This is a genomic window from Methylobacterium segetis, assembly GCF_004348265.1.
Classification (GTDB): Bacteria; Pseudomonadota; Alphaproteobacteria; order Rhizobiales; family Beijerinckiaceae; genus Methylobacterium; species Methylobacterium segetis.
Genome location: NZ_SMNT01000141.1, coordinates 1 through 10,485, shown reverse-complemented (window position 1 = coordinate 10,485; position 10,485 = coordinate 1). Strand labels below are relative to the sequence as shown.

Here is a 10,485-nt window from a genome sequence, read left to right as displayed (position 1 = left end):
CGGCGATGGATGCGGCGGCGAGGGCGCCGGCCAGAAGGATCTTCATGGGGTTCTCCTCGAAACGTTGGCGGACCAACCCGCGGCCGCCGGCATCGTTCCGATGATCGGCCGGGAGACGCCAGGATCTCGCATCGCGCCCGTAAGCATTCGTCCCTCGACCGGCAGTTCAGATGCTGCCATCGGTGGCTGCGCGCCGATCTTTCACAATCCAGGGCTGAATGAGCCCCTCGCGATGATCAGGAGACAACATCCTTGGCCGTACAACCGCTGATCTTCTACCCGGACCCGCGCCTGCGCCTGCGGGCGGAGCCGGTCCGTGTCTTCGACGAGGCTTTGCGCGACCTGGCCCGGGATGTGCGCGACACCCTCGACGCGGCCCAGGCCGTGGGGCTCACGGCCCCGCATATCGGCCGCCTGCAGCGCCTCGTGGTGCTGCGCCTCGAGCCGGGCGCCGAGGCGGAGACCTTCGTGAACCCGGAGATCCTGGACGTGTCGCCGGATCTCGCGACCGCGACCGAGGGCAGCGTGCTGATGCCGGGCGTCGCCGAGACGGTGCAGCGCGCCGCGCGCCTGCGCCTGCGATTCCAGGATCTCGACGGGGCTTGGCACGAGGAGGAGGCGGAGGGGTTCCGCGCCGCCTGCCACCAGCACGAGATCGACCAGCTCGACGGCATCTTCTGGATCGAGCGCCTGTCCCGGCTGCGGCGGGAGCGGGTGCTGAAGCGCTTCCGCAAGCGCGGCGGCTGAGGCCGCGCCGCATGGCGGCGGGCGGGGGCGCCTGATAGGCTCGCGGGCTCCCCGTCCCGAGGCGCTCCGAGGCTGCGGCATGCGCGTACCCGTCCTGCTCCTCCTCGCTCTCGCGGCGGCGCCCGCTGCGGCGCAGGGAACCGGGCAATCCGCGAGCCCCGCCGCGCGGAAGGCGGCCCCCGCCCCGCCCTCGAACGCGGCCGCCCCGTTCGTCGGGTGCCCGTCGCTCGCGAATCTGCGGCTTCTCCTGCGCTCGAACCGCGGCGAACTCCCCGCCGTCGCCGCGATCCTGGCGGACGAGCGCGCGGATCATCTCGGCTGCGCCCTGGTCGGCCGCGACCGCGTCCAGGCCCTCGCCGACCACGTGGAGCTCGGCGGCACGGCCTACGATTGCCTGAGCCTTCAGGGCACCGGCATCTGCCACTGGACCCTCGCGGGGCTCGTCACCCCGGCGGCCGGCGCCGCGCCCCGCGCGAAGCCCGCTGCCGAGCGGCCGCGGCGCTGAGCCCGCGGCCTCCTTTCAGCCGGCATTCAGCGGGCCGCCCCGATCGTCTCCGAGCGACGTCCGGGCCCCACGGCGCGGACGCCCGGTTCGACTGGAGACAAGCATGCGCAAGCGCTTCTTCCTCGCATCGGCCCTCGCCGCCGGTGCGATCCTCGCGGGCCCTCAGGCCGTCTCGGCCGCGCCCGTCGCCCCGGATCCCGGTCTCGCCGTCGCGGCGGCCGGCGCGATCCCTGCCCAGTTCGGCTACTATTACGGGCCGCCGCGGCCCTACTGGCGCCGCCGGTTCTACGGACCCTACGGCTATTACCGGCCCCGGCCCTTCTACCGGCCCTACGGCTATTACCGCCCGCGGCCCTTCTATCGTCCCTACGGGTTCCATCCCTACTGAGCCGGCGCCCAGGCCGGGCTCGCCATGGGCCGCCCGAGCCCTAGCTCGTGCGGCAGGCGGGATATCGGAGGGGTGCTCCCATGCGGGCCGGTCGGAGGAGGTGCGCGGCGGCGCTCGGTCTGTGGCTCGGCGTCCTCGGGCCGGGAGCCGCCCCGGCCCAGCCGGCGCCGGCGGACGAGGCCATCGCCTGCGACTCCCTCGTCGCCCTGCGTCTCCTGACGGCGGGCGCCGGGGGCGACCATGCGGCAGCGGCAGCGGCCGCGCGCCTCGCCAGCCAGCCCGCCTGCCGGCGCGTGCCGCGGGACGCGATCGGCGCGGTCGAGCGCCGGGCCATGATCGGCGGCGCCCCCTTCGAGTGCCTCGCGGTGCGCGGCTCCGCGGCCTGCCTCTGGCTCCTGCCCTGAGCGCCCGGCGCGTCCCGTCGGCCGGATTTCTCGCCTGCCTGGTGAACCGGCCGGCCTCCCCGCGCGACTGAGCTTCATCGTCGGCGCGAATCCACCCCGGCACCGCCCTATCTAACGCCCCGCAACCCGCAGAGGATCGACATCCATGCTCGACACGCCCCAGACCCGCCGGCCCCTTCCCCTCATCCTGCCGCACGTCGTGCTCAGTCTCGGCCTGATCCTGGGGGTGGCCGGCTTCGGGGATGCGGCGCGGGCGGAACCGCCGATCCGCAGCCCGCAGGACGCGGCCTGCCGCAACGAGGCCCGGGCCCGCGTCTTCTCGACGCCCGATCCGTCCGGCCTCGGCCCCCACGCGATCGGGCGGCAGATCTACAATGCCTGCATGCAGCGGGCGGCCGGGGGCGGCTCGCGCAAGGCGAGGCGGAGCCGGCGGCGCTGACGCCGTCGGCGCCGGTCAGGCGCTCAGCGGCCTGCCGATGCGGGCGCGCAGCTGCAGGCGCAGGTTCTCGTTCGCGCTCTCGTCCGCGTCGAGGGCCGACATCAGCCTCAGCAACTGGCTGATCGGCACGGCTTGGTTGCGGACCGCCTCGGCGATCTGCTCCTGCAGCGACGTGGGTGCCGTCTCGGATATCGACTGGGCCGGCTGAGACATGTTCCGCGCTCGTCCTCGAAGGATCCTGGCTTTCGCGGCGGCTCGCTAAACCCTTTGCGCGCCCCGCGCCAGCCATCTCGGGAGCAATTGGTAGCCGGCACGTTACCGATGTCGCATCACCGCAACAGCATCCCCACCAACCCACAGGCCGCCCCGGGGGCAGGTGGCCGACGCGGCGCTCCGGGCCTCCGGCGGCAAGAGATCCCCTGCCCATGGCGATCGGGGACCTGACGCGGAAGGCCGCGGCCCCCGTTCAGTGCGCGAGCGGGGAACTCTCGTAGCCGTCGAGCAGGTCCTGCGGGTCGCGGTAGATCGCGGTGCAGCCGGCCGCCGAGAGGTCGGCCTCGGGGAAGCCGCCGCAGAGGAGGCCGATCGTCGCGAGGCGCACCTTGGCGGCGGCCTCGGCGTCGTAGGGCGTGTCGCCCACCGCGAGCGCGTCCCGGGCCCCGATCGGCCGCAGCTTCTCCAGCACGGCCGCGAAGATGTCGGGATGCGGCTTCGAGCGGTCGGCGTCGTCCGCGCTCGTCGCCACGTCGACGAGATCGCCGATGCCCAGGATCTCCGTGTAGCGCTCCACCTCGGATTTCTTGCCGGAGGAGGCGAGCGCCACCCGGCGCCCGTCGGCACGGATCCGCTCCAGCAGGGCGCGGACCCCGGGGACCGGGCGCACCTTCGACAGGTACGCGCGCTTGAACAGGTCCGAGCGGTAGGCCTCGATCGTCTCGCCCTCGCGCGCGATCTGCGCCTCGGAGAGGAAGACGGGCATCAGCTGGTCGCCGCCCTTGCCGATCTGCCGCCGGACCGCGGCCTCCTCGGTCTCGACCCCAAAATGCCGGAACGCCTCGACCCAGGCCCGCGCATGCAGGTCCACGCTGTCGAGGAGCGTCCCGTCGATGTCGAAGATGACCGCCTTCACGCGCATGCGGAACCGCCCCGTCTCAGCGCGGGAACAGGTGCAGCCCGTCGTCGGGCAGCAGGTTGCGGGCGGGGCCGCCGGTCTGCTGGCCGCGGCCCTGCTGGTAGTAGGGCAATTCCGGCCGGCGGTCGTTGTCGCTGCCCGAATCGTACTCCCAGGGCCGGTTCCAGGGCGCCCGCCCGCCCACCGTCACGGGAAGCGCCCCGGCGGAGGGGCCGCCGTAGCCGTAGGGCGCGGCCTGCGGGCCGGCCCCCGCCGCGCCCGGCGCCGCCGCGAGCGGGAGAGCGAGGAGAAGGGCGGCGGGTGCCTTCGCCAGTGTCTTCGCCAGTGTTTTGGCGGGTGTTTTGGCGGGTGTTTTGGACGGAAGGGGCATGGGGCGCCTCTCTCGGATGCGCGGATTCGGGCGAGTCAAGCTTTGCCGGACAACGGCCGAGCCCATGGCCCGTTCCGGCCGTGACCGGGAATCGGCGGGCCTCGAACGCGAAGGGCCCGCCCCCGGGCGGGGGCGGGCCCTTCAAGCGCGGCGTGCCGCGGCGGCTCAGTGCAGGGAGGCGCTCGGCGCGCGGGAGGCCTTCGCCTTGGCGACGGACTCGGCCTTGGCCGCCTTCTGGCCGGCAGCGGGCTTGGCGGCGGCGGGTTTGGCGGCGGCGGGTTTGGCGGCGGGCTTGTCAGCCGCGGCCTTGGCCTTGGCGGCCTTCCCGGCCGGCTCCTTGGCCTTCCCGTCGGCCGTCGCCTCGGCCTTCGCAGCGGCCTTGACCGGCTTGGCGGCGGACTTGGCGGCGGGCTTAGCGGCGGACTTGGCATCCGCCTTGGCCGTGGCCGGCTTGACCGTGGCGGGCTTGACCGTGGCCGGCTTGGCGGCCTTGGCCGGAGCCCGATCCGCGGCGCTGGCCGCGGCGCTCGTCTCGCCGACGGCCGGCGTTCCGGCGGCGCCGAGCTCGGCCTCGGCCCGGAACCAATGCTCCTCGGCCCGGCCGAAGACCCGGCCCTCGTCTTCCCAGATGTAATAGGCGCGCTCGCGCACCTGCTGCTCGACCATGATCGTCCACCCTCTTCCCATCGCCCCGTCCGGACGATGCGAAGCCAGGGTTAAGGGTTGGTTAACGGCGGTTGTTGGGCGAATTGCGAGCAACCGGCCTCCCAATATTGGGCGAGACTGTGCGGCCGGCCCGCAGACCTCAGCCCTTCGCGAGGCGCCGCGCATTCGCCCGGACCTTGCGGCGGTACCCTGCCACGACGCCGGCCGCGGACCCGCCGGTGGCGACGAGGATCGCGGCCTCGCCCGCGGCCATGATCTTCTCGCTGACCATCCGCTGCGCCTCGACCTGCGCGGCGGCGCCGCCGGCGGAGAGCTTGACGAGGCGCAGGCCGATCACCTGCTGCGACTCGAGCGCCAGCATCGTGGCGTCGATCCCGAGCTTCCACCACACACCGAACATCCGCCTGCCTCCGTCCCAGCCGCCGCCAGCGCCGCGCCGGGCCCGCGGGGTTCCGCAAGGCCCGGCGCGGCGCGTGATCGCCCTTCAATCGTCGAAGCTGCGCCCCTCAATCGTCGAAGCTGCGCCCCTTGGCGGCCGAGCCGCCGAGGCTGATCTTGCGGGGCGCGGGGGCCTTGGCGGCGCCGGGCCGCGCGGCGGGCTCGCTCGGAGCCGGGCGCGCCGGCTTCAGGTGCGCCTGCCCGTGGATCACCGAGCCGATCTCACCGGCCGCCCGCACGAGGTCGTCCCGCTCGCAGGCGCGGGCGACCTTCAGGCCGAGCTGGTGCATGTGGCTCTTGCCGTAGAGGTAGACGGCGAGCTTCGCCCGGGTCGGGGCCGGAATCCCGGCCAGGATCTCGGGCAGGTCGTACTCGTCGGCCCGGTAGACCTCGCCGAGGCGGTCGAGGGAGACGGGGCAGTCCGGGTCCGGCTCGGCGCCGGTGGTCGGATGGGCTTGCGTCATGGATCTCCTCCGGTGGACGATTCTGCGGTTCGCGTTGCGGCCGGGGGTTCCGGTGCCGCCCGGACGGGCTCGGGCGCCGGCGCGGCGGGGGCGGCCTCGGGCCGAAGGCAGCCGGTGCAGACCGAGGCGATGGCGATGCGCGCCCGGATCGTGGCGCGCTCCCACACCGCCTCCCGCGCCGCCAGGGCCCGGCGGGCCGTCTCGGCCTCCGAGAGCGGCGCTGCACCTCCGGCCGCCCCGGTCTCGAGGGGAGCCCCCTGCGGCCGGATGCGCAGGAACAGGGGCTGCGCGGAGCCATCCGGAGGCGGCGGCTCGGCGCGCGCCGGCCCGGCCTCCGCGACGAGGAGGCCGAGGCAGCCCGCGAGACTCAGTCGCAATCCCTGCAAACACCCTCTCCCGATGGGACGCCGCGGCGCGACGGTGCCCGCACGGCTTCCGGGGTGACCCCGGAGCCCGGCGGCAGGTTCCCCGGATCATGGTTAACAGACGCCTTAAACAGGACGGTGTGGCCCCGCGTCCAGTGCCCCGAGGCCGGCTTGGCAGCGTGCGGGGCGCCCCGCGCCTGCATCCGGAGCGGGCTTTGATCGACCGTCTCAACTTTGGCTTGCGTGTGGCAATCCTGCGGTTAAGCTTCGGCCGCGCTTCCGGAGCCCCGGCCGATTCGGCGGGTCCACCCCTCGCAGCAGGGTTCGCGCGATCGCATCCCTCCGGATGCCCCGGGCCTCGACCCTCGTGCGTCGGGCCCATCCCAACCGCGCCGAACGGCCTCTCTCGCTCCCGGGCGGATGGCCGCACGGTTCCTCAGCCATCGCCCCGCGCCGGCGGCGATGGCCCTCGCCGCGCGGCCGCAGGGCCGCCGCAGAACGTCGGACAGGAGGATTCATGCCGCGCCACGAGCGTCGACTGCTCACGAAGGCCGCCATCTCGGTGGAGGGCCGCATCTCGATCAAGCAGAGCCCGGACCGGGCTTGGCCCCGGGACCACGCCCGCCTGCGCGTGCTGGAGCGCGCCGGGCGCCTGCAATGGATCGGCACGCAGGCCGGCCCGCATATCGGCGGCACCTTCGCGATCTGGGAGATCACAGAGGCGGGCCGCGCCCGGCTCGACCTGCTCGTCCCGGAGGAGCGGCCTTAACGACTCGTTAACCCTGCGGGGACCACGCTTCGGAACGGGATTCGGAGGGCTGAGCCATGACGATCGTCCAGTGGGCCGAGCACCTGAGCGGCAGCCCCCTCGCCGCCTCCCTGACCGCCTCGATCACCCTGCTCCTGGCGGCCTACGCCGCCTCGCGGGCCGCGGGTCCCGCTCCGCGTCCCGGCCTGTGCCCGGTGCCGGCCCGTTCCGCGGCGGCCGGACGCGGGCGGGCGCGGCGGGGCTGAATCAGGCCGGCGAACCGGGCCGGGCGGCGTCCGCCTCGTCCGCCCGCTTCTCCTGCGCGCGCCCGAGCCAGAGCGCATTCAGGAGCCACGCGAGCGAGAGCGGCACCGCGGTCGCCGCCACCGCCGTCGCCCCGAAGCCGAGCGCCGCGATGCCCGCGTAGGACCACGCGCCGACCTGATCGCCGAGCCGGTAGACCACGGTGTCGATGAAGCCCTTCGCCGTGTAGCGGTCCTCCCGCGGCACCACCGTGAACAGCACCTCGCGGATCGGCCGGGCGATGGCGAAGTTGCCCGCCCGCCGGAAGACCTGGAAGGCGACGATCGCCGTGATGGTCGGCGAGAGGGCGAGCGCGGCGAAGCCGAGGACGCTCGCCGCCGGGAGCAGGGCCAGCGTCCAGCCGATCCCGAGCGCACGCACGATCCGCCCCGTCAGGAAGAGCTGCACGCCGAGGGTGAGCGCGTTCACGAGCAGGTCGACGCTGGCGAAGAAGGCGGTCTGGGCGCCGCGGTCGGGGAAGCTGCGCTTCGCGATGCCCGCCTGCTCGAAATACAGGAAGGTCGAGGTCACCGAGAACAGCAGCAGGAACAGGCCGATGTTGAGGAGGTAGGGCGAGGCGAGCGTCCGGGTGATGCCGGCGAGCGCGCTGCCGCCGATCGGGGCGTGCTCGGGCGCCTCGCTGGGAACGTGGTGCAGGCGCTCCGAGAGGCGGGCGAGGCCGCGCATGCTGAACACGGCGGCCTCCAGGAGGACGACCGCGCAGAGGAGGAGCGCGGAGGTCGGCACCGCGCGGGCGAGCAACGCCGTGGTGGCCGAGCCCGCGATGGCCCCGAGCGTCGCGCCCGCCGCGATGAAGCCGAACAGGCGCTTGCCCTGCTCCGTCGAGAACACGTCGACGATGGTCGCCCAGAAGATCGACACCACGAACAGGTTGAAGATCGACAGCCAGACGAAGAACGCCCGCCCGATCCAGAGGTCGGCCTCCGGCGGGGCGAGGTGGAGGGCGAGGGCGAAGAGCAGGATGTTGAGGGCGAAGAACCGGTAGGTCAGCGGCACGAAGCGGGCCCGCGGCAGGCTCTTCACCAGCCAGCCGAAGGGCAGGTTGAGGGCGAGCATGCCGAGAAGCGTCGCCGTGAACAGCCAGGGCAGGTTCTCGATGCCGCCCGCCACCCCCATCTGGTCGCGGATCGGGCGCAGCACGTAGTAGGCGGCGAGGATCGAGAAGATGTAGGCCCACGCCCACGCGAGCGCCCGGCCCTCCCCCGGCCGCACGTCGACGAGCCGGGCGAGGAGGCCGCGCTCCGCGGAGGGCGAATCAGGCATGGGCGGGGGGGCGCCGGAGGAGTCCGCGCGCCCCGCGGGGAGAGCGTAGGCGCGGGCCGGGCCGGGCCGCGGAGGGAGGCCTCACGGCGCGAGCCCCAGCTTCGCGCGAAGCTCGGACGCGCCGAGGACGTGCCCGAAGCCGGGCGAGCCCATCGCGAACCGGTCCGCGTCCGTCAGCGTGCCGACGACGACCGGGTCGAAGCCCGCCTCCGAGACAAGGCGCCGGCCCATCTCCAGCGCCGCCTCGTCGTCCCCCGCGATCGGCACCGCCATGCGGGGCGCCGGCCGGTTCGCGTTCGCCTCGAAGAGCCGGTAGTTCGCGGCGTTGAAGGCCCGGACCAGACGGGCCCCGGCGAGGTACTTGGCGCTCGTCGTCCCGATGCCGTTGGCCTGCGCCTCGGTGTAGAGGTCGCCGTCCCGGGCCTGGGTCGCGTTGCCGGCATCGAGCACGATGCGGCCCTTGAGCGCCTCGCCGAGATCGGCCCGGAGCTGGGGATAGGCCTTGTAGGGCACCGCCACGAACACCGCCTCGCCGAAGCGGACCGCCTCCGCCGGCGTGCCCGCCTTCGCCCGCGCGCCCAGACCCTCGACGAGACCCGTCAGCTCCTCCGGGTGGCGGGAGGAGAACATCACCTCGTGCCCCGCCTTGACCCAGAGCGCGCCGATGGTGCCGCCGATCTTGCCCGCGCCGATGATGCCGATGCGCAGGGGCTTCTGCCCCGCCGCCTCCTGGGCGCCGGCCGGAAGGGCCGGGAGGGCGAGCGCGAGGGCGAGGGCCGCGCGGCGGGTGAGGTCAGAGCGCATCGATGAAGGCCTCCATCCGGGCCCGCGCCGCCGCGTCGGGCAGCCGCCCGCGGGCGGCGCCGAGGTTGTCCTCGACGTAGGACACCTTCGCCATGCCCGGGATCGGGCAGGTGACGGCCGGGTGCGCGAGGACGTATTTCAGGAAGAATTGCGGCCAGCTCGCGCAGTCGAACTCGGCCGCCCAGGGCGGCAGCTCGCGCCCCTGCACGGCCTTGAACAGCCGGTCGCGCCCGAAGGGCACGTTGACCATCACGGCGATGCCGCGCTCGGCCGCGAGCGGGAGGACGCGCTCGGCCGCGGCCCGGTTGTCGATGGCGTAGTTGACCTGGACGAAGTCGAGCGGCTCGGCCCGCATCACCGGCTCGAGGCCGTCGAACTGCCCGTCCCGCCAGACCGTGACGCCGACGTAGCGGATGCGGCCCCGGGCCTTGAGGTCGCGCAGGGTGGCGAGGTTGGCCCCCGTGTCGATCAGGTTGTGCACGGCGACGAGGTCGATCCGGTCCGTGCGCAGGCGCTCGAAGGAGTGGGCGATCTGGGCCGCGCCGGCCTCGCGCCCGCTCTCGCTGACCTTGCTCGCCAGGAACACCTTCTCGCGCAAGGGCCCCTGCAGGATGTGGCCGAGGACGTCCTCGGCGGTGCCGTAGCTCGGAGCCGTGTCGATGACCGAGCCGCCGAGCGCCACGAAGCGCTCCACCGCCTCCCGCAGGGGTGCGATTTTGTCGGGCGTCGGCTCGACCTCGTAGCGGCGCGAGGTGCCGATGCCGATGGCGGGAAGCCGCTCGCCGGAGGACGGGATCGGCCGCCGGATCAACTCGCCCGGCCCGTCCGCGGCCCGGAGCGCTGCGGGCATCAGGGCGGGCAGCAGCGCGGCCCCGGCGAGGATGGTGCGGCGGGTCGCTGGCATGAAACCTCCGGCGCGATGGTCTGGCCCGCCCTCAGGTAGGGCGCCGCCGCCGCTGTCGAGGCGTGGCGGCCCGCGGCCGGGGTTGAATTTTGTCGCGGAATGTTTCCGGTGCCCGCGGAGTTCAGTCCTCCTCGGGCGGATCCTCGAACTCGGCGCCCTCGGTGTCCGGCGCGATCCGGAAGCGATACTCGTCGATGGCGAGGAAGGCCCGGTGCACGGCCTGCGGATCGAGCCCGTCGCGCACCACCAGCGTGTTGAAGTCGATGAAGAGCCGCGCGATGCGCTGCTCCTCGGACAAGGCCCGCAGGGCGGAGGAACTCGCCCCCGCGCTCATCATGAAGCCCTTGGCGCGCCCCTCGGTGTCGGGGAAGGGCAGGACGACGACATGCCCCGCCGTCTCGGGACGCAGGTCCGCCCAGCGCGCCGGCGTCCAGGCGATGAGGGCTTCGAGCTGCTTCATGCCCGTCCCGTGCGCGATCCTGCGGCGCGGCGCAAGAGCCTGCCGGATCCCAAGAGCCTGCCGG

General features: G+C 73.9%; 19 protein-coding genes. 8 read left to right on the top strand and 11 right to left on the bottom strand.

Annotated elements, in window-relative coordinates; genetic code table 11:
- The 6 genes from E1J50_RS27870 to E1J50_RS24155 form a co-directional block, all read left to right on the top strand.
- Window positions 1–271, top strand: a 271-nt coding sequence (locus tag E1J50_RS27870; protein WP_207919283.1) for a hypothetical protein, incomplete at its 5' end; no start/stop codon positions are given.
- Complete coding sequence (locus E1J50_RS24175) at window positions 253–747, top strand: peptide deformylase (RefSeq protein ID WP_132254403.1); 495 nt, start codon at window positions 253–255, stop codon at window positions 745–747. The genes E1J50_RS27870 and E1J50_RS24175, both read left to right, overlap by 19 nt.
- Before the next feature lie 79 nt (window positions 748–826).
- Window positions 827–1,252, top strand: a complete 426-nt coding sequence (locus E1J50_RS24170) for a hypothetical protein (RefSeq protein ID WP_132256497.1) — start codon at window positions 827–829, stop codon at window positions 1,250–1,252.
- 103 nt (window positions 1,253–1,355) lie between these two features.
- Entirely contained in the window at window positions 1,356–1,640 is a 285-nt protein-coding gene (locus E1J50_RS24165; RefSeq protein ID WP_132256486.1) for a hypothetical protein, read from the top strand.
- 80 nt (window positions 1,641–1,720) lie between these two features.
- On the top strand, window positions 1,721–2,044 hold the full coding sequence (locus E1J50_RS24160; protein WP_132256483.1) for a hypothetical protein: 324 nt from the start codon (window positions 1,721–1,723) through the stop codon (window positions 2,042–2,044).
- A gap of 145 nt (window positions 2,045–2,189) precedes the next feature.
- Window positions 2,190–2,483, top strand: a complete 294-nt coding sequence (locus tag E1J50_RS24155) for a hypothetical protein (protein ID WP_245516733.1) — start codon at window positions 2,190–2,192, stop codon at window positions 2,481–2,483.
- 15 nt (window positions 2,484–2,498) lie between these two features.
- Here the strand turns inward: E1J50_RS24155 and E1J50_RS24150 are convergent, their stop codons facing one another.
- From E1J50_RS24150 to E1J50_RS24120, 7 genes are all read right to left on the bottom strand, one after another.
- Entirely contained in the window at window positions 2,499–2,696 is a 198-nt protein-coding gene (locus tag E1J50_RS24150; RefSeq protein WP_132256481.1) for a hypothetical protein, read from the bottom strand.
- A 253-nt stretch (window positions 2,697–2,949) separates the two neighbouring features.
- Window positions 2,950–3,618: an HAD family hydrolase gene (locus E1J50_RS24145; RefSeq protein WP_207919282.1), complete on the bottom strand. Its 669-nt coding sequence runs from the start codon at window positions 3,616–3,618 to the stop codon at window positions 2,950–2,952.
- Between the two features lie 16 nt (window positions 3,619–3,634).
- A complete protein-coding gene (locus tag E1J50_RS24140) occupies window positions 3,635–3,940 on the bottom strand; it encodes a hypothetical protein (protein ID WP_132256499.1) in 306 nt (101 codons plus the stop codon).
- A 210-nt stretch (window positions 3,941–4,150) separates the two neighbouring features.
- Complete coding sequence (locus tag E1J50_RS24135; protein WP_132256478.1) at window positions 4,151–4,672, bottom strand: DUF2934 domain-containing protein; 522 nt, start codon at window positions 4,670–4,672, stop codon at window positions 4,151–4,153.
- 118 nt (window positions 4,673–4,790) lie between these two features.
- Window positions 4,791–5,051: a hypothetical protein gene (locus tag E1J50_RS24130; RefSeq protein ID WP_132256476.1), complete on the bottom strand. Its 261-nt coding sequence runs from the start codon at window positions 5,049–5,051 to the stop codon at window positions 4,791–4,793.
- 106 nt (window positions 5,052–5,157) lie between these two features.
- On the bottom strand, window positions 5,158–5,553 hold the full coding sequence (locus E1J50_RS24125; RefSeq protein ID WP_132256474.1) for a hypothetical protein: 396 nt from the start codon (window positions 5,551–5,553) through the stop codon (window positions 5,158–5,160).
- A complete protein-coding gene (locus tag E1J50_RS24120) occupies window positions 5,550–5,930 on the bottom strand; it encodes a hypothetical protein (protein ID WP_132256471.1) in 381 nt (126 codons plus the stop codon). Before E1J50_RS24120 ends, E1J50_RS24125 begins: the two co-directional genes overlap by 4 nt.
- 505 nt (window positions 5,931–6,435) lie before the next feature.
- On the opposite strand from E1J50_RS24120, the gene E1J50_RS24115 reads away from it, so the two are divergent.
- Entirely contained in the window at window positions 6,436–6,687 is a 252-nt protein-coding gene (locus E1J50_RS24115) for a hypothetical protein (protein ID WP_132256469.1), read from the top strand.
- 56 nt (window positions 6,688–6,743) lie between these two features.
- A complete protein-coding gene (locus E1J50_RS24110) occupies window positions 6,744–6,932 on the top strand; it encodes a hypothetical protein (RefSeq protein WP_132256466.1) in 189 nt (62 codons plus the stop codon).
- 1 nt (window position 6,933) lies between these two features.
- Here E1J50_RS24110 and E1J50_RS24105 read toward each other — a convergent pair whose 3' ends face one another.
- The 4 genes from E1J50_RS24105 to E1J50_RS24090 all read right to left on the bottom strand — a co-directional run.
- The gene (locus E1J50_RS24105) at window positions 6,934–8,253 is read right to left on the bottom strand and encodes an NTP/NDP exchange transporter (protein WP_132256463.1); all 1,320 of its coding nucleotides are present in this window, start codon (window positions 8,251–8,253) and stop codon (window positions 6,934–6,936) included.
- Between the two features lie 81 nt (window positions 8,254–8,334).
- Window positions 8,335–9,057, bottom strand: a complete 723-nt coding sequence (locus E1J50_RS24100; protein ID WP_132256461.1) for an NADPH-dependent F420 reductase — start codon at window positions 9,055–9,057, stop codon at window positions 8,335–8,337.
- Window positions 9,047–9,961, bottom strand: coding sequence for an aldo/keto reductase (locus tag E1J50_RS24095; RefSeq protein WP_132256459.1), 915 nt, complete (start codon window positions 9,959–9,961; stop codon window positions 9,047–9,049). Before E1J50_RS24095 ends, E1J50_RS24100 begins: the two co-directional genes overlap by 11 nt.
- Window positions 9,962–10,082: 121 nt before the next feature.
- The coding region (locus E1J50_RS24090) for a hypothetical protein (protein WP_245516731.1) at window positions 10,083–10,485 on the bottom strand (403 nt) is incomplete at its 5' end.